Here is a 17,145-nt window from a genome sequence, read left to right as displayed (position 1 = left end):
TCTTCGTCCCTGCCTTCCAGGTCGTCAATGGGTTGGGCGGACGGTCTCCCGAGGAGTTCGCCATCGGTGCGCCCAGGGCGGACGGACCTCCTCGATCTCCGAGTCCTTCAGCAGCGCGTCGATGAGGGCCGAGGAACCGGCGATCTTGGTGGCGCACAGGTCGTGGTCGATGCACGGGACCCAGGAGCGGTCATCGGCCCGGACGCCGGACGGGCTGAAGTCCGCTTCGGACCGGCCGCACAGCAGGGCGGCGTCGCCGAGCCGCCCCGCACGGACGCGGAGGTGCTCGAAGTCGACGGCGCCGAGCATCAGCGGGTTGCAGTAGGCCAGGCGGCGAGTGTCCGGGCCTGCGGGGGCTGAACCGGGTGAGGGCGGTGTTCAGCCGGTTCCTGGTCTTGCGGTCCATGCCCCCCTCGGTGACGGGATGATGCCCCGCGGCCGGCTGCCCTCCTTCTTCGCGGGAGGAAAGCAACGGTAGGAGAGCATCGGCCCCTCGGGCACGGCCGGGTCGCCGGTCATCCGGGCGAGTTCGGCCCGGCGCAGCCGTCGCCGGCCGGAGCCCGGATACCGGGCGCGCCCCGGCCCTCCTCCTGCGGTGACGCCCACGCGGTCGAGGTCGATGCCCGCGATGATGCCGGGCAGTCTTCTCCCGTCGGTCAGTTGTTCCTGGTGGTGCTTGTGGTACGACCGTCGGCCAGTTGTCCCTGGTGTTCGGTTCCACGGGCATCCGCAGGTGTTCCCCTGTGCGAATCGAGCACTACGGCCCGGGACGGCGCGGCGCGCGTACGGCGTCCGAATGGCCGGTCAGGGTGCCACGCCCCCGCACCCGACGCCACCGGTCCGCTGCCCGGTGGCGGGTGTCCCTGAGATCGTCCCGAGGGCGACCGGGCCCGTCAGGGAGCCGTACGCGTGCCGACGCGGCCCCGTGCCCGTGAACCGTCGATACTGGCCACCCGCGCACCGGCGCGGCACGCTGCCTCGCACTCCGACCGGTGCGAGGCCAGGGAAAGGGGAGACCGTGGACGGGGCCCGGACGGATCCGAGGGGCGACGAGCCCGAGCAGACAGCCCTGTTCGACTGGGCTGACGCGTTGCCTGCCGCCCCGTCGCGCGGCGGATTCCGGGGGAGCGAGGCGGCCCGGCGCATGCTCGACGTGCGCGAGGTCTACGCCGAACCCGCCGCCCTCGCCTCGCCGCGCGGCCGCCAGATCATGGCCAACCTGCCCGGCGTGCGCGTGACCGAAGTGCCCAGTCACTGGCGGATCCCGTCCCTGCACGGCAACGACGGCAACGTGACCCGCTGGGCCCGGATCAAGACGGAGACGCTCGTCCTCGGCACGAAGCGCACCCTGGAGACCCGCCCCAACGGCAGGTCCGCCGACTGGATCGCCCCCGGCCCCTCCAACGGCTGCGCGATGGCCTGCGCGTACTGCTACGTCCCGCGCCGCAAGGGGTACGCGAACCCGATCACGCTGTTCACCAACATCGAAGCCATCGTGGCCCACGTCCGGCGCCATGTACGGGCCCAGGGCCCCAAGCCCGAGCCCAACCAGTGCGACGCCGAGGCGTGGGTGTACGACATCGGTGAGAACGGGGACTGCTCGGTCGACGCCCTGGTCTGCGACAACACGGCCGATCTCGTCGCGGCGTTCCGCGCGCTGCCCACTGCCAAGGCGTCCTTCGCCACGAAGTTCGTCAACCCCGACCTGCTGGATCTCGATCCGCGGGGACGCACCCGCATCCGCTTCTCACTGATGCCGCCCGACGACTCCCGGCTGCTGGACATCCGTACGAGCCCGGTCGCGGACCGGATCGCCGCGGCCGCCGACTTCCTCGACGCGGGCTACGAAGTGCACTTCAACCTCTCGCCCGTCGTGCTGCGCCCGGACTGGCAGCGGGACTGGGCCGGGCTGCTCGCGCACCTCGACGACGTCCTGCCGTCGCGGGTGAAACGGCAGGCGGCCGCAGAGGTCATCATGCTGACGCACAATCAGGCACTGCACGAGGTCAATCTGGGCTGGCACCCGAAGGCCGAGGACGTGCTCTGGCAGCCGCGGCTGCAGGAGCCGAAGCGTTCCCAGAACGGTGCGGTGAACGTCCGCTACGCCGTCGAGATCAAGCAGCGGGCACTCGCCGAACTGCGGGCGCTGCTGGCCGCGCACACGCCCTGGCTGCGTGTGCGGTACGCCTTCTGAGAGCGCGGCGGTCCGGCGGCGCGGCGGGTGGCGGTGCCCGGTGCGTCCGTACGAGTCCGGGGGCTGTCGTCAGATGCCGCAGGAGGAGGCCGACCAGTAGCGCGAGCTCTGGCTGCCGAGGTGGGCGTGATCGCTGTGGCCGGGGTACCCCGGGCCGAGGATCTCGTTGAACCCGTGGTTGCGGGCCTGCTTGACGATCTCGCAGAACGACGGCGTGCCCACGAGGTCGATCGCGCGCCCGTAGAGGTGGTTGCTGCCGGACGCGCCCCCGACGGCGCTGTTGCAGGAGTAGGAGCGGAAGCCACTGCTGGTGGTCAGGGCGCGGTCGCCCAGGGCGTGCCGCAGCGCCTCCAGCTTCCACATCTGCTGCAGGGCGTTGGCCTTCGCCGCCGTGGCGGACACGGCGCCGCCCGACCAGTCGGAGTTGCAGCGGTTCATCTCGCCGTAGGTGAAGTGGATCGGCGTGCAGTCGCTGTCCTGCAATGCGTAGATCTTGCTGAAGGTCTGGGTGCCCGCGATGCCGTCCGCGGACAGTCCGTACGCCTGCTGGAAGCGGGTGACCGCGGCCTTGGTCGCCGGGCCGTACTCCCCGTCGACCGCGAGGACGCCGCCGTACCCCGGGTATCCGGCGACCCGGATCTGCAACTGCCGCACGTCCTCACCGCTGGTGCCCTGACCGAGGGTCCGGTTCCAGGTGTAGCAGGCGTCGGCGTGGGCGGTGCCGGTGGTCACCGCGGAGCCGAGCGTCGTGAGTGAGGCGAGCATGACAAGCGTGAGCATGGCGCGTATGTGACGTCTGAGCACGGTGTCTCCTGACGGAAAGAGCGACGGGAGGAGCGACGGAAAGAGCCAGTGGGTCATCGACAGTGTCCGACCGGGGCTACGCGCGTCAATAGGGCCCGCGGGGAAGGGGGTGCGTGTGGTGGCCCGGGGGGTGGGTAGACACGCCGGACCGCCCTCTCGTAACTTAACGAATGTTCAACATGGGTGGTGGTGAAGGTCCTGGCGGGGGCGGGGACGATGGTGGACAGGCCCGTCTGCATGTGGGCTCTTCGACCCCCTGGAGAGATGGGCGGATGAGCGGCATCATGGTCGGCGAACCGGCACCGGTGGACGAGTGCGAGCCGTCAGGAGCGGGGGACGCGCGGCCGCCGGTCGCTCTCGGCCCCCTCGGCAAGGGCGAGCACATCAGTGTCCAGGAGACGCGCGAGGCCGGTGTGTTCGAGGGGCACTGCCACTCCGGTCGCGCCGCCGTCCGCAGCTACGGCGGCGCCGCACTCGCCCAGGCCCTCGCCGCCGCTCACCGCGGCGTCGGCGACGACGGCCGTGTGGTGCACTCCCTGCACGCCTACTTCCTGCGCGCGCTCTCCCCGCAGAGGCCCGTGCGCTACACCGTGGACACGGTCCGGGACGGGCGCAGCTACTCCATGCGCCACATCACCGCCGTGCAGGACGGCAAGGAGTCGCTCATGATGAGCGCCTCCTTCAAACTCCCCCAGGGCGGCGGAGGCTGGCGGCAGCCGGACCGGCCCGACGTGCCCGGACCCGAGGGGCTCGACAACGCGTGGGCGTTCCGCCCCACGGACCACCCGCTGCGCACGGCTCTGGAGTACCGGGAGGTCCCGCGACCGGCAGGCCCGGTGACCGGGGAGATCACCCGGCTCGCCTGGGTGCGGACCATCGGCGCGCTCCCCGACGACCCGGCGCTGCACGCCTGCGTCCTGGCCTACGTCTCCGACGCGCCCCTCGCCCCCACGGCGCTCGTGCCCTACGGCGAACCCCGGCCCCGTGGTGTCACCCTCGCCTCCCTGGACCACGCCATGTGGTTCCACCGGCCGGCCCGCCTCGACGAGTGGCTGCTGTACGAGTGCCGCAGCCGCGTCTGCGGCGACGGACGCACCCTCGCGCACGGCGAGTTCTGGAACCGTGCGGGGGAACTGGTGGCCTCCGTGACCCAGGAAGCCCTGTTGCACGTACGCGGAACGGGCTGAACGCGCGACCCGTGCGAAGGAGCCCTCGCCGGATCTTCAGCAGGGGCTCCTTTCGCGGCCCGGACGCGGTCCCCGTACCGGCCTGACTTAACGATCGTTCGAGACGGGTTTCCGTCGCGGAGGCGCATCCGGCCCGGTGTCGAGCAGATGACCACAGACCAGTACTGCGAGTGGGAGGCGCAGGGGCACCCGCCGCGCGACTTCTACCGCAAGCTCGGTGAGCTCGGAACGGCGCGCCCGGCGTAGCGGAGTCCTGCAACGCCGTCCCTTGATGAGGGAGTTGGTGATCATCAGCCATCGGTTGTGCCGGGTTCGGACCGGGGCGCACCGATCGGGAACGGATCCCCATCGGTGCGCCCGGACGTCAAGCGGCCGTATCAGCCGGATCAGCCGAGGTGTCGCCCGAAGAACCGAAGCGTGCTGTCCAGCTCGAAGGCCGGGACATCCCCGTGCTTGCCGGGGTTGGCGTGCAGGGTCTTCTCGGCCGAGGCCAAGGCGTCGAACAGCGCCAAGCTCTGGGCCCGCGGGACCCGCTCATCGTCCCACTGGACCAGGAACTCCACCGGGATCGTGATCCGCGCGGCCGCCTCGGCCGAGGCCGCCGCTCCTCCCAGCCCCAGCACCGCGGCGCGCACCCGGGGCTCCTCGGCGATGAACGGAACGCCGAGTCCGCACCCCAACGACACTCCCCAGTAGCCCACCGGACCGGCGCCGACGTACGCGACGTCCTGGATCGCGTCCAGGACGGCCCGCCACTCCGGGACGGTCTGGCGCGCCACGAGCCCCTGGAAGGCGGCGATCAGCGGAGCCAGATCCTCTCCGGCCTCCACACGAGCCTGGTTCTCCGTCGCGATCCGGTGGTACGTCTCCTCCATCGGCCGGTCGCCATGGCCGGGCACGTCGACCGCCACCACCGCGAAACCGCACTCGGAAACGAAGCGGCGGGCGCGGACCACGATGTCGGGTGCCTTCTTGTGCTGGCCGCCGCCGTGTCCCAGCAGGATCAGGGGACGCGGGCCGGTGGCGCCGTCCGGCGTCCACAGCACGCCGGGAATCTCACCGAGGATGAAGAGCTGTTCCGATACGCCGTCGGACGACGTTCGTGAGGTGAAGCGCATAGCGTTGCAAGCCTTTCAGGATGCCTCTGCGGGCACTCCTCAGACCATGCGAGTGAGGGAGCCCCGACCTGTCACAGCGTTGATCGGTCTCACCTCCTCGGTTCGCAGCGATGCACGGCGCGGTGAACTTAGCACAGCGGACTTCCTCGCGTCCGGGCAGCAGCCTCGCCGGGCAAACCGCCGATGTGGCCATACCGGTTGGGCATACCGCAGTCATCGGACCGCGGCGTGTCGGCGCTCGCACAGGGGGCTGTGGTGAGGGTGTCCAGGTGGTTCGTCACGCGCGAGGCGCGCTTCGACTTGCTCAGGAAATCGAACACATGCTCTATTGGGTCTCATGCGGAACACCATCACCGAAGACCTCGTACGGACACAGCAGGAGTGGACCGCGACCTATGAGCAGCTGGCGGGGCAGCCGGGCCGTACGGCGCTGCGGCGGCGCCTCCTGTATCTGTCCAGGGTGCTGGCCGGGGAGCGGCTGAGCCCGGCGGCCAAAGCGGAGCTGCGGCGCAGGGCCGCGGGGCGGAGGTGATGCCCGCCTCGTCGGTGGTGGCAGCCGGGTGCGGGGTGGACGCATGGGCCCGGTGATAGTCGTGCACCGTCCGTCTCGGGGCGGCGGGCGCCGTGTCACCGTCGGTCCCGCGACCCTGGGCCTCGCGCGCACGGACGCCGACCTGATCGAATTCCTGCGTCGGGCCGGCTTGGAGAACGCGGAGGACATAGTCCTGTCGGACTCGCCGCACATCGTGTGGCGAGGGGGCCGCGCGCACGAGTACGACGCGGGATGATCGCCGGGTTCCGTGCTTGATCGCTGGTCAGGGGCCTGGTGTGGCGCCGGGACGCGATGGTGCTCGGGGCGCGACGGTACGATGCGGCGCGTCGCCAGTTGTACGAATGTTCAGTCGCGCTGCGGGCTGGGCTGCTCAGGGGATCGGAGCGTCGTGTCCACACGGCCCGCAGGTCACAAAGCCATCATCGAGGCAGCTCGGGAGGAGTTCTCCGAGCAGGGCTACGGCGCGACGTCGATCCGGAACATCGCCAAGCGGGCCGGGGTCAGCCTCTCCGCGCTGTACTACTACTACAAGGGCAAGCAGGAACTGCTCGTCGCCATCCTCGACGACGGGCTCGACGCCTACTTCGGCGCCTGCGATGCCGCTTTGCGGGCCGCGGGTGACGATCCGGCCGAGCGGCTGGAGGCACTGGTCACGGCCACGGTCCGGTTCCGGATCGAGCACCCCGTCAAGAGCAGCATCGTGCTCACCGAGGGGCGCAGCCTGGAGCCCGAGCACCTCGCCCGTTACCGCAGGAACGAGGAGCGCGGCACCCGGCAGTTCCGTGAGGTGATCGAGCAGGGGCTGGCCGACGGCGTGTTCCTGACGCCCTATCCGGACGACGCGCGGCGCACCGTCATCGCCATGTGCAACGCCATCGCCCAGTGGTACCGCGCCGATGGCGAGGTCACCCCCGACGAACTCGTCGAGCGGTACGTGTCGCTGGCCCTGACCGTGGTGGAGTACCGCCCGCGGTCGGTGCGCAAGGCGGCGCGCTCCTAGCCGGGATCGGCGCGGGTCACGGCCCGGGGGCGACGGACCGGGACAGGAGGGCGTCCGCCACGGTGGTGCGGGCGTAGAGCACCGAGCGGCCCGCGCGGTGGGCGCTGACCAGACCGGCGTCACGCAGGGCCGTGAGGTGCTGGGAGGCACCCGGGGCGGACAGCCCGCAGCGCTGAGCGAGGTCGGTGGTGGAGGCGGGCGTGTCCAGTTCGGCCAGGAGCAGGGTCCGGGCGCGGCCGAGGACGGCGGCGACGGCCTCGGTGGAACCCGTCGTGCGGTGTTCCCAGAGCGTGCCGATGCCGCGGGCCGGATAGGCGAGCTGGGGCGGGTCCGGCGGCACGGAGCGGGTGAGCACCCGGGGCCAGGCGAACGCCGAGGGGACGAGAAGCAGGCCGGACCCCGTCTCGTCGCGGGTCAGCGAGCAGTGGCGGCGCACCAGGCGCAGGGTCCCCGCGTCCCAGGTGACCGATTCGTGCAGATCACCCAGGACCTGCCCGGCGCCGGCCTCGGCCACCTGCCGGGCGCGGTGGAACAGGTCGGCCTCAAGGAGCCGTCGGATGCGGTCCCAATAGGGGGCGAGAGCGAGGTCCCAGTAGAGCCCGATCTCTTTGGTGATCTTCTCCAGAGCGGCCTGTGGATCCTGCCGCAGCCTGCGGATCCGTACGGAGTGGGAAAGGTCCCGCTCGACGGCGAGCATGTCCAGTTCGACGTGTACCCGCTCCTCGGGGGTGCGCCGGATCGCGGCCAACTCCTCGGCAAGGGTGGGAAAAGGGGAGGCGGGGGTGGGGTTCAGGAAGTCGGCCAGATAGCCGTCCGCCGGAACGAGCGTGGCCAGCCAGCCGCGGTCCAGACCAGCCTCGATCAGGCGCGGCCGGACCTGCGCGGTCCAGCGGTGATGCAGCGGCCGCTCCCGGTCGGCGCGCAGCAGCCGGTAGCTGGTGACCACCTCCCACATCGGCGACACGGCGAACCGGGTCTGGGCCATGTCGGCGGCGGAGAAGCTGAGTTCGGACTTCAAGAGGTGCCCCCGCATCGGTCGCGCACCCGAGTGGTGCGCGTTGGATTAAGGCTGATCTTAATCAATGGTGGGGGAGTGGGGCCCGGGCGCAGGCTGACCGCATGTTCACCAGCTTCCGCGATCTGCCCTCCGTCGTCTGGACCCTCTTCGCCGGGACGGTCATCAACCGGCTCGGCTACCTGATCTCACCGTTCCTCGTGTTCTTCCTCGCCGACCGCGGCGTGACCGGCACGGAGACCACCTACGTGCTCGGCGCCCTGGGCGCGGGCAACCTCATCGGCCCCGCGCTCGGCGGCCTGCTCGCCGACCGGGTCGGCCGCCGCGCCACCATGCTGACCGGGCTGACCGGAGCGGCCCTCGCGCAGGGCGCGCTCTTCATCGCCCCGGGCGTGGCCACGATGGCCGCCGCCGCACTGCTGCTGAGCGCCGCGGGCGCGGCCGTCTCCCCGGCCACGTACGCGCTGCTTGCCGACTCCGTCGACGCGGCCCGGCGGCAGCGTGCGTACGCCCTGTTCGGCTGGGGCGTCAACGTCGGCACCGCTGCGGCGGGCGTCCTCGGCGGCGTGCTCGCCGCACACGGCTACTGGCTGCTGTTCGCGGTCGACGCCACCACCATGCTCGCCTTCGCGGCGATCGTCGCCGTCCGGCTCCCCGAGACCCGGCCCGCCGCTCCCGGGACCGCCGCGGCCCAGGCGTCCGGCACCGGGTACGGCGTGGTCCTGCGGGACCGGCTGCTGCTGGCGCTGCTCCCGCTCTTCGGCATCCAGCTGTTCGTCTACTCCCTCACCGAGGTCGCCCTGCCGCTGGCAGTCCACGACTCGGGCCTGTCGCCCGCCGTCTACGGGGCCATGGCAGCCGTCAACGCGGCCCTCGTCGTGCTGCTCCAGCCGCTGGCCACGTCCCGGCTCGCGCGGCTGCCGCAGCTCCCGGTCCAGGCGGCGGGCAGCGTACTGATCGCCGTGGGCGTGGCGCTGACCGGGATCGCCGACACCGTCACCGGCTACACCGTGTCCGTCGTGATCTGGTCGCTCGGCGAGGTGACGGTGGCGGGTATCGCCGCCGCCCTGGTCGCCAACCTGGCCCCGGCGGACGCCCGCGGCCGTTACCAGGGCGCCTTTCAGTGGACCTGGGGAACGGCCAGGTTCGCCGCGCTGACGGCGGGCGTCGCCCTCTACTCCACACTCGGCCCGGCCGTCCTGTGGTGGTCCGCCCTGATCGGGGGGACCGCGGCGGCGGTGGTCACCGTCGCCCTGCGCAGCCGGGTGGAGCGCCGGGCAGCGCTGAGCCTGGCGGCGTGACAGCCCGACCGGCCTGCGCGGGGCCATGCCATGGCCCTCGGGGAGTAGACGACCAGGATCACCATGACACCGGCGGGCATTCGGGCGCTCACGTACTGAACAGTGGGGATTTCCCGCAGGGGAGTCGGCGCGGCGAAGGGCAGAGTGCGAACGGCCCGGGTGACGGCCGCGGCGACGAGGACGGCGGCGATCGTGCAGCCGGTGTCAGGCATGGTGGAGCTTTCGGAAGTCGGCGAGCCGGCGTGCCGGCAGCGCGGCGGTGAACAGGGCGAAGGCGGCCGGGAGCATCCGGCTGGAGAAGAGGAGGCTTGTCCGACGTCATCCAGGCCGCGACCGACGGTGGCCGCGACGACCCGCACCACGGACCGTTCCCTGGCGCCATCGACGCCCTCCTCGGCGCCGGAGCCGCCCCAGGGGAGCTGAAGGCCGACCTGGCCCCGCAGACGTCCCGCTCCGGATCGGCGTCCTGTGGCGCGTTCCGCCCGACGACGGTGCGCCAGCCCGCACCGCCCGGCTCCACGCCCTCATCATCGACGGCCTGCGCACCCGCCCCGGCCCCATCCGGCGCCGGCGCGGCCGATAGTCCCTCCGTGACCCCGCAACCCCGTGCCGCGCACCGCAGTGCGGGCCCGGCCGCGCCGGCCGGGCCCGCCCCTGTTCAGGAAGCAGCGATCAGGACGCGACGAAGCGGGCGATCTGCCCGAGGACGACGACGTCCGTCAGATACCCGATGTGGGTCTGGCAGGCCACGTTGTTGTTGGTCGCACCGTCGAGCTTGGTGCTGGTGTACGGGATGATGACGCCGTCGCACGCCGAGTACCACGTGGCGTACTTGGTCGAGCCGGGTGTCTCGTCACCGGAGGAGATCTGGGAGATGAACGAGGAGCCCGGGTACATCTGCTGACACGTCGTGTAGACCAGGCAGGCGCCGGCGAAGGTGGTGCCGTGATTGGCGCCCGCGATCGAGGCGAGGTGGCTGACGCTGGTGTTGCCGCCCAGCACCTTCAGGTAGTACTGGCTGACCAGCCCGCCCATCGAGTGGTTGACGATGGCGACCTTGCTCGCGCCGGTCTGTGCCTTCACGGAGTCGACGAAGGAGGCGAGCCCCTTGGCGTTGGTGATGTTGTCGCCGTACGAGTCGTACTCGTAGGCGAAGAGATCGGAACTGGACCAGCCGTTGGCGCGGAAGACGCTCATCGCGGTGACCCAGTTGGAGGCGCTGCCGGTGTAGCCGTGGACGAAGACGACCGGGGTGCTGGTCGCCGACGTCCGGGCGGCGGGCTGCGCGGCGGACGCCGTGGTGGCCCGAGCGTCGACGGCGCCTGCCGCTGTCGTGGCCGAGGAGAACAGCGCGAACGCGGCGACCGTGGCCGCGAGGACGCCGATCAGCCGGCGCGGGGGACGGGTGGAGCCCATGGAGCCCTCCTGACGGGGGTGTGCGGGATACCTGGTCCGGATCAGGGTGGCGGGAACGGGCTCGGGTGCCATCGGCTAAATCACCAGTGCGCACACGTCGGTCCGTGGGCCTCGACCGGGCGAGACGATCTTGCCCCGGCCGAGGCGATCGCGGCGTCGGGACACGCTCCGGTGCACCGTGCCGGGCTCGGCCACGGAGGCCGGCCGATTCCCGGTGCGCCGTGCATTCGAGTGATCCCTGCGGAGGCGGGGTGTGCCCGAAGCCAGGCGAGGTACACGGGGGCCATGAGCTCTTCGATCGTCATGGCTGCCGGAGCGGCCACCAGTTGGATCTTCACGATCATCGGCGTGCTGATCGTGGTCGCGCTGCTCCTTCTGCTGTGGACGAGCCGCCGTCGGCTCGCCGAGCGCCCGAACCCGCCGCAGACGCCGCAACCTCGCGCGGACTCGTGGGAGGAGCCACAGGACGACGACAGGTCGTAGGCTCCGCCGCACTCATGCGTCCGCGATCCAACTCCCGTGGAACCCCAGCGGTACCCGGCCGGGCAGGTGGACCCGGGCCAGCGGGGCACCGTCGAAGTCCTCGGACGCGAGGATCAGCAGATCGGTGGCGCCGCGGTCGGGGTCGTTCACGTACGCCAGTACATAGCCGTCGTCCTCGTCCCGCGCCCCGCGCCGCGGGACGAACACGGCCTCGCCGGCCGCCGCGCCCCGGGGCAGGCGGTGGACCTGCCTGCTGCCGCGCATCATGTCGTGCTTCATCAGGTAGTTGCTGAACTTCTCGTCCGGCGGCACCCCGTCGACGGTCTCGTACGCACGCCACATCTCGGCCGCGCTCGCCGTGTAGGCATAACGGTGCTGATGGGAGACCAGAGCCTCGTTGATACGCGGGAACTCCTGCGGACGGTCGTCCAGCCGGTGACTGCGGACCCGCCCCGCGCGCGTGTCGATCGTCCAGCGGTCGAGCGTCGGAGACCCGGTCGCCGAGGGGCCGTCCGAGCCCCGGCCGGCGGCGTAGAACGGGGCGGGAAACCCGATGTACTCCAGCACGACGGTGTCGCCCAGGTCGTAGGCGTTGAGCGTGTGCGAGTAGTACACCGGGTCGATCTCGAACCAGCGCGTGGTGCCACCGGACCGCGGCAACAGGCCGATGCGCATGGGGTGGTGGTCGTTCCACACGTACGGCACGATCGCGCCCGCCTGCGCCGCGGCGGCGTCGAAGGTGATCGGTACGTCCACGATCACCACGTACCGCTCGGTCAGCGCGAAGTCGTGCATCATCGGCGCGTCGGCGACGGGGATCCGCGCGGTCCGCGCCACCCGGCCGGTCCGGTCGATCATGATGTGCCGCACGTGGTCCCAGGTGGGGTAGTACGAGATCGCGTGCAGCTCGTCGACCGCCGCGTCGTACTTGGTGTGCGCGGTGAACGCGCCGTGGAGGCTGCCACGGAAGTCGTACGGGCGCACCGTGCCGAGCTCGCCGTCCAGCTCGTACGGAAGGGGACCGCTCTCCTGCATCGCCAGGATGCGGCCCTTGTACGGGATCACGTGTGTGTTGCAGGCGAAGTCGTCCGGGGGCACCTGGCCCGGGTACGTCTCGTCCAGCTCAGCGGCGACCTGCGAGGAGCGCACCCAGCGGTTGCGGTACCACTCGGCGTGTCCGCCGCGCAGGCGCACCCCGTGCACCATCCCGGCGCCGAGCATCCAGTGGTGGGCGCGGACATCCTCCAGGCCGAGGGCGTTCGGGCCGTTGCGCAGGTAGCGGCCGTCCAGGTCACGAGGGATGCGGCCGGTGACCTTGAGGTCGAAAGCGGTCAACTCCTCCGTGACCGGCGCGAAGGCCCCCTCCAGGAAGGGCGTCGCCCCGCTCCCACCGTTCGTCGCGGCGCCGGCGTCCGCCTGCGCCGGGGGCGCGAGCAGGCCGGGCCCGAGGCCGCTGCCGACCATCCCGCCCGCTGCCGCGGCCGCCGCACCCTTGAGAAGGTTCCGTCGTGAGTGGCTGGTCATCGTGCTTCTCCGCTCGTTTGTCGCTTCCGTGTCGCTTCCGCTGCCCGAGGTCGCTCGCGTGGGCCGCTCGGGGCCGGAAGCAACTCTCCTCCGCAGGCGTGCGAGGGACAGTCGGGCCAAGACCCGGATCGTGGGGTGGTGTTGGCACCACCCCACGGCACGGACCGACGACAAGAAGAAGTCGTACGGAACTGTGTTCGGGGAACTCCTGGAGGATGAGCGACAGGAATGGAGAACGGTGCGCACGCTGCGGCACGAGCCCGGGATCGGGCTGTCACGGCCCCGATGAGGGGCAGTCTTCAAGGCCGGCGGACCCGGCTCGGGCCGGGGCGACGGCGGGCCCGAACTTCACGTTCGACAGGATCCTCGTCTCGACCGCGGGCACGGCCCACATTCCAGGTGGCTGCGTCTCCTACGCCGACGATCCCGAGGCGGCAGGCTGGGGGTGGTCGCCCGGCGCCGATCTGGCGGCCTGGGCCCGGCTCGGAGAAGAGACGCCGCTGCCTGCCACGGCGGGAAACACCTCCCTGCGGGCCACCAGCCGATGTCCCCGGTGCGCGCACTTCCTCGGCGGTCCGTGAGTCCGGCCACGGGTGGCAGCAGTACGGCCCACAGCCGACGCGGGACGGTGCGGCGGGTCGTCCACCATGCGCCGACGGGCCTCGGTCCGCACCCGGTCCAGCCATCACGGCGTCACCGCACCGACAGCGGCTCTCGGAGGGGGCAGCCCTCGCCGAGAGCACGGTGTCGCGCGGCCTGTCCCGCAGTAGGCTGAGCACGCAGTGGTGGAGCGCCGGCTTGACCCGCCGTGCGTCGTCATCGTCCGGGGGCGGGGCGGTGATCGATTTCCCGGACGCATCGAGCCCGGCGCCGCAGTCCTGAAGATCGCGACGGACAGGCAGAACGCAGGCCCCGTGCCCGAACGGCCCATCCTCCGATGCCGATACCGGGCGGGCCGTCCAAGCTCAGAGGACGGACTCGGACTCTCGGCCGCACTGGAGGCAAACGGTGGATGACTACCCGCTTCTCGGCATCTTCCTGACCACGTTGTTCCTCTTCCTGTGGGTGATGTGGTTCTTCCTGCTCTTCCGCATCATCACGGACGTCTTCCGCGACCGTGACCTGAGCGGATGGGCCAAAGCAGGGTGGATGATCTTCTGCATCCTCCTGCCGTTCCTCGGCGTCCTCGTCTACGTCATCGTCCGTGGCAAGGGCATGAGCGAGCGCGATGCCGCACAGGCGCGCCAGGCGCAGGCGGCGTTCAAGGACTACGTCCGCGAAGCCGCCGCACCCCAAGACCGTGCCGCGTCGTCCGTGGACGAGCTGACGCGCCTTGCCGATCTGCATGCCTCGGGCGCGCTCACGGACGAGGAGTTCGAGCGTGCCAAGAGCCAACTCCTCGCCTGAGGCGGGGAACCGGTCCTTTGCCGGCCGAGAGCCCAGTGTGTCGCTTCGTACGCGCGGCGTGCGGGCGCTCGGCCGGCCTGTCAGAAGGGGATGTTTGTGACGCAAGAACTTGACGCCATCGGTCCGGTGGACGTGGCCGTGATCGGCTTCGAAGGCAGCCGATTCAACGGCGAGATCGTCCCGGCCCTGAAGGAGATCCAGGAGAAGGGCACGGTGCGCGTCCTGGACATCACCTTCGTCCGCAAGGACGAGGACGGCGCGACGGCGGTGGCCGAACTCACCGATCCCGACGTCGCCGAGGCGTTCGGCCAGATGACCGGCGCCCAGTTCGACCTGCTCAGCGACGAGGACCTGCGGACCATCGCCGACGGACTGCCGGCCGGGTCCTCCGCCGCGGTCGTCGTCTGGGAGAACAGCTGGGCCGCTCGCCTGGGCGCGGCGATTCGTGACTCCCACGGCGAGGTCATGATGCTCGAACGCATCCCCAGGGAAGTCGTCGAGACGGCCGTCGCCGCTCTCGACGCGGACTGACCCACGCCACCGGCCGCACCACCACCACGAGGGGACGACCCAGATGCCTCAACGATTCGGACGGCCAGGCCTGTTGGGCACCATGGCCCGCACCGCGGTGATCACCGGAACGGCCAGCGCCGTTTCGGGCCGCGTCAACCGCCGCCTCGCAGACCGGGACGCACAACGGCAGGCACAGGCCTACCAGACACAGCAGTACGAGCAACCTCAGGCCCCCGCCCCGGCCCCGGCCCCGGCTCCGGCGCCCGCTCCGGCCGCGGGCGGCCAGGACCGGGTCAGCCAGCTCACCGCACTGGCAGACCTTCGTGCCCAGGGACTGCTCACCGATGAAGAGTTCGCCCGGGAGAAGGCGCGCATTCTCGGTTCCTGACCGAGGGGACGCGCAGCTCCTGATCGGCGGCCCCGCCGCAGCCGCACTGCTCGCACTGCGCGCCTTCGTGGTGGCCCTGGCTCGCCGGGCGCACCGCACCCGTCTGTGAGCACCGCACGCTCCGTCCTGCCGCCCAGGTTCCGAACCCGGGCGGCCGGACGGGCTGGGTGCGCCTGCTCGGCCCAGCAGGGGAGTGTCCCGTTCCGCGCTTCGGTACGTATTCGGGCCACGGCCCGACCCGGCGGTAGTCCGAGCCTTGACCACGTAGCAGCGTGCATGCGGCCGGTTGACCTGTGGCGTCTACGCGGGCCATGACTTCGACTCCCGCAGGAGCATGGGCATTCGACTCTCTTTCGACGCAGTGGAGATGGCCTGCCTGGTCCCTTGAAGCAGGCACACAAGGGGGAGTAAATCCTTGTCATTGCTCCACTACGTCGGCCATGACCCCGCTGCGCGAGTGGGGGCGGCCGCCGCCGGTGTTGTCGGCGATGGGCGACGGCCGCCGGCACGTCCGCTCGGGCCTCAGCGGGGCGTAGCGGGAGTACGACCCCGGTGGAGAACAGGCCCGGGAGGACGTGCCCGAAAATGGCCCATGGCTGCGAGGGTAGGGCGACGTCACGTTCCCCGATAGCCGTAGTCCGGTCTACCCCTCCGAAAGGTTCGTGTGGGGAGCGTGGAGACTTGGCGCCCTCGGCTCGTCGTCGACGAGCCGCGGAGGGGCAAACGGCGGCGAAGCGCCTCAAGGGCTGCGGGACGCGTGACCGTCCGTCCGCCCGGCGGAGTCGCGCCGGCGGGGGCTCTCGGGGCAATCGCAAGGCCGGTTCGGTATCCGTCCCGCAGAATGACCTCATGTCAAAGCTGCCGGCACGGTCGGGTCGCGGTTCCTTTTCGGGTGCAGTGCTGTCTCTGTGGTCGCAGGACTCTGTGTTGTCGATCGGCTCGGTGGGTTCGGTGCTGTCCATCGGCTCCGTCGGATCGGCTCTGTCGTTCGGTTCGATCGGGAGCGCACTGTCCGTCGGCTCGGTCGGTTCGGCGCTGTCGTTGATTTCGACGGGGTCGTGGCTGAGTACGGGGTCCCTCTTCTCGGCGCAGTCCCGGTGGTCGGTGCTCTCCTGGCGCTCTTCGCGCGGCTTCCTGGCTGCGGGAGCGGTCGGGGCGGCGGCGGGCGGTGCCCTGGTCATGCTCGAGCGCCGGGCCGCGCGGGTCTGACGGTCCGTGGGCACATGGTTTCCGGGCAGCCGCCACGCTGCCCGGAAACCATGTGCCCACGGAGCCTTACAGCTGGTCCCCGACGCTCAAGTGCTGCGTCGCACGTCCGCCCGTAGTGGGACTGATCATGGGGACGCGTACCTCTACCGGTGCGGTTGCCGCAGCCACGGGAGACACAGACAGGTCTCCGGTCGCAGGGGTGACCCGAGATGAGGTCGACGCTTCAGGCGCCGGTGGAGGATGCGTTCTCCTCCAGGCGGGCGCCCAGGGTGGCGGCGAAGTCCTCGGCGCGGGCCAGTTGGACCCGAAGCTTCTCCACCTGTTCGGTGGCGGCTTGCTCGTAGGTCCGTACGCGTGCCAGGAGGACTTCGCGTTCGTCGGGATCGAGGCCGTCACCGGCGTCCAGGCGGTCGGTTGCCTCCAGCAGGTCGCGCATCTGGTCCAGGGTGAAACCGAGCGGCTTCATGCGACGGATGACCATGAGGCGGGCGACGTCGGCTTCGGTGTAGAGACGGAAACCGCCCTGCGAGCGGGCGGACGGGACGACGAGGCCAGTCTCCTCGTAGTGCCGGATGGTGCGCAGGGACAGCTCCGTGCGCGCGGCGACCTCGCCGATCTGCATGTGCTTGTCTTCCACGCCCGTGATCCTCTGGCCCTTCTCGTCGTCAGCGGTCTCCGCCCGGAGGGGCACCGCCGATCTCTACCCTAACGTTAGGGTAGAGTTGCTGCTGCTGATGAGGGCGGCTGCCGCTGCCCTTGCTGTGCCGGGGCCGATGGTGCCCCGATGAAGTCCCGATTGTTGCAGGAGAGAAGCGTGCGCGAGCCCACGGTGCCCGGCGCCGCCGCCTGTCCGCCGTGAGGCTTCACCCCTGGACGTGAGGCGGGCCGTGACTCCACGCGGCCCGGTCCCGTCCGTCCTCGACTTCCGGCTCCGTGTCCACGGGGCCGTCCGCGGGGTGCCGGCCCGGCCCTTCCGCGTCCTCCCGCACACCTCGGCCCGCTGTAGGGGTGTGCCCGAGCACGACAGGTTCCG

General features: G+C 71.1%; 19 protein-coding genes. 12 read left to right on the top strand and 7 right to left on the bottom strand.

The genetic code is table 11. The annotated features are described in order from the left end of the window. Positions 1-24: 24 nt before the first annotated feature. Entirely contained in the window at positions 25-309 is a 285-nt protein-coding gene (locus J3486_RS16110) for a hypothetical protein (protein ID WP_207820988.1), read from the bottom strand. Between the two features lie 709 nt (positions 310-1,018). Between J3486_RS16110 and J3486_RS16105 the strand changes: the two genes are divergently transcribed. Further along, positions 1,019-2,194: a spore photoproduct lyase family protein gene (locus J3486_RS16105; protein ID WP_374194726.1), complete on the top strand. Its 1,176-nt coding sequence runs from the start codon at positions 1,019-1,021 to the stop codon at positions 2,192-2,194. Positions 2,195-2,263: 69 nt separating this feature from the next. On the opposite strand, the gene J3486_RS16100 is transcribed toward J3486_RS16105, so the two are convergent. Further along, complete coding sequence (locus J3486_RS16100) at positions 2,264-2,998, bottom strand: D-Ala-D-Ala carboxypeptidase family metallohydrolase (protein WP_207820987.1); 735 nt, start codon at positions 2,996-2,998, stop codon at positions 2,264-2,266. 272 nt (positions 2,999-3,270) lie between these two features. Between J3486_RS16100 and J3486_RS16095 the strand changes: the two genes are divergently transcribed. Both J3486_RS16095 and J3486_RS44145 read left to right on the top strand, forming a co-directional pair. Next, positions 3,271-4,185 carry an acyl-CoA thioesterase II gene (locus tag J3486_RS16095; protein WP_207820986.1) on the top strand — a complete coding sequence of 305 codons (915 nt, stop codon included), beginning with the start codon at positions 3,271-3,273 and terminating at the stop codon, positions 4,183-4,185. Between the two features lie 147 nt (positions 4,186-4,332). Then, positions 4,333-4,431, top strand: a complete 99-nt coding sequence (locus tag J3486_RS44145) for an acyl-CoA dehydrogenase family protein (RefSeq protein WP_229378094.1) — start codon at positions 4,333-4,335, stop codon at positions 4,429-4,431. A 140-nt stretch (positions 4,432-4,571) separates the two neighbouring features. Here J3486_RS44145 and J3486_RS16090 read toward each other — a convergent pair whose 3' ends face one another. Next, entirely contained in the window at positions 4,572-5,303 is a 732-nt protein-coding gene (locus J3486_RS16090) for a dienelactone hydrolase family protein (RefSeq protein ID WP_207820985.1), read from the bottom strand. Positions 5,304-5,640: 337 nt separating this feature from the next. On the opposite strand from J3486_RS16090, the gene J3486_RS16085 reads away from it, so the two are divergent. The 3 genes from J3486_RS16085 to J3486_RS16075 all read left to right on the top strand — a co-directional run bounded on the left by J3486_RS16085 (position 5,641) and on the right by J3486_RS16075 (position 6,856). Beyond that, positions 5,641-5,835 carry a hypothetical protein gene (locus J3486_RS16085; RefSeq protein WP_207820984.1) on the top strand — a complete coding sequence of 65 codons (195 nt, stop codon included), beginning with the start codon at positions 5,641-5,643 and terminating at the stop codon, positions 5,833-5,835. A 43-nt stretch (positions 5,836-5,878) separates the two neighbouring features. After that, positions 5,879-6,091, top strand: a complete 213-nt coding sequence (locus J3486_RS16080; RefSeq protein ID WP_207820983.1) for a hypothetical protein — start codon at positions 5,879-5,881, stop codon at positions 6,089-6,091. A 153-nt stretch (positions 6,092-6,244) separates the two neighbouring features. After that, positions 6,245-6,856 (top strand): TetR/AcrR family transcriptional regulator, encoded by a 612-nt coding sequence (locus J3486_RS16075; RefSeq protein ID WP_207820982.1) that lies wholly within the window; start codon positions 6,245-6,247, stop codon positions 6,854-6,856. A 16-nt stretch (positions 6,857-6,872) separates the two neighbouring features. On the opposite strand, the gene J3486_RS16070 is transcribed toward J3486_RS16075, so the two are convergent. After that, on the bottom strand, positions 6,873-7,874 hold the full coding sequence (locus tag J3486_RS16070) for a DUF5937 family protein (protein WP_229378092.1): 1,002 nt from the start codon (positions 7,872-7,874) through the stop codon (positions 6,873-6,875). Positions 7,875-7,975: 101 nt separating this feature from the next. Between J3486_RS16070 and J3486_RS16065 the strand changes: the two genes are divergently transcribed. After that, entirely contained in the window at positions 7,976-9,172 is a 1,197-nt protein-coding gene (locus J3486_RS16065) for an MFS transporter (RefSeq protein WP_207820980.1), read from the top strand. Positions 9,173-9,844: 672 nt separating this feature from the next. On the opposite strand, the gene J3486_RS16060 is transcribed toward J3486_RS16065, so the two are convergent. After that, positions 9,845-10,588, bottom strand: coding sequence for a triacylglycerol lipase (locus J3486_RS16060; protein WP_207820979.1), 744 nt, complete (start codon positions 10,586-10,588; stop codon positions 9,845-9,847). Positions 10,589-10,873: 285 nt separating this feature from the next. Here J3486_RS16060 and J3486_RS16055 point away from each other — a divergent pair, with 285 nt between their 5' ends. After that, entirely contained in the window at positions 10,874-11,071 is a 198-nt protein-coding gene (locus J3486_RS16055; protein ID WP_207820978.1) for a DUF6479 family protein, read from the top strand. A gap of 12 nt (positions 11,072-11,083) precedes the next feature. Here J3486_RS16055 and J3486_RS16050 read toward each other — a convergent pair whose 3' ends face one another. Beyond that, on the bottom strand, positions 11,084-12,595 hold the full coding sequence (locus J3486_RS16050) for a carotenoid oxygenase family protein (protein ID WP_207820977.1): 1,512 nt from the start codon (positions 12,593-12,595) through the stop codon (positions 11,084-11,086). Positions 12,596-13,603: 1,008 nt separating this feature from the next. Here J3486_RS16050 and J3486_RS16045 point away from each other — a divergent pair. The 4 genes from J3486_RS16045 to J3486_RS16030 all read left to right on the top strand — a co-directional run bounded on the left by J3486_RS16045 (position 13,604) and on the right by J3486_RS16030 (position 16,112). Then, the gene (locus J3486_RS16045; RefSeq protein WP_207820976.1) at positions 13,604-14,002 is read left to right on the top strand and encodes an SHOCT domain-containing protein; all 399 of its coding nucleotides are present in this window, start codon (positions 13,604-13,606) and stop codon (positions 14,000-14,002) included. A gap of 96 nt (positions 14,003-14,098) precedes the next feature. Further along, positions 14,099-14,533, top strand: coding sequence for a DUF6325 family protein (locus J3486_RS16040; RefSeq protein ID WP_307804829.1), 435 nt, complete (start codon positions 14,099-14,101; stop codon positions 14,531-14,533). Positions 14,534-14,615: 82 nt separating this feature from the next. Beyond that, entirely contained in the window at positions 14,616-14,903 is a 288-nt protein-coding gene (locus J3486_RS16035; RefSeq protein WP_374194725.1) for an SHOCT domain-containing protein, read from the top strand. Between the two features lie 849 nt (positions 14,904-15,752). After that, positions 15,753-16,112, top strand: coding sequence for a hypothetical protein (locus tag J3486_RS16030; protein ID WP_207820974.1), 360 nt, complete (start codon positions 15,753-15,755; stop codon positions 16,110-16,112). A gap of 223 nt (positions 16,113-16,335) precedes the next feature. Here J3486_RS16030 and J3486_RS16025 read toward each other — a convergent pair whose 3' ends face one another. Next, on the bottom strand, positions 16,336-16,734 hold the full coding sequence (locus tag J3486_RS16025; RefSeq protein WP_229378154.1) for a MerR family transcriptional regulator: 399 nt from the start codon (positions 16,732-16,734) through the stop codon (positions 16,336-16,338). Between the last annotated feature and the right edge of the window lie 411 nt (positions 16,735-17,145).

The sequence above is a fragment of the Streptomyces sp. VRA16 Mangrove soil genome, from assembly GCF_017377775.1.
Taxonomy (GTDB): domain Bacteria; phylum Actinomycetota; class Actinomycetes; order Streptomycetales; family Streptomycetaceae; genus Streptomyces.
This window is presented reverse-complemented; position numbering and strand designations above follow the sequence as displayed.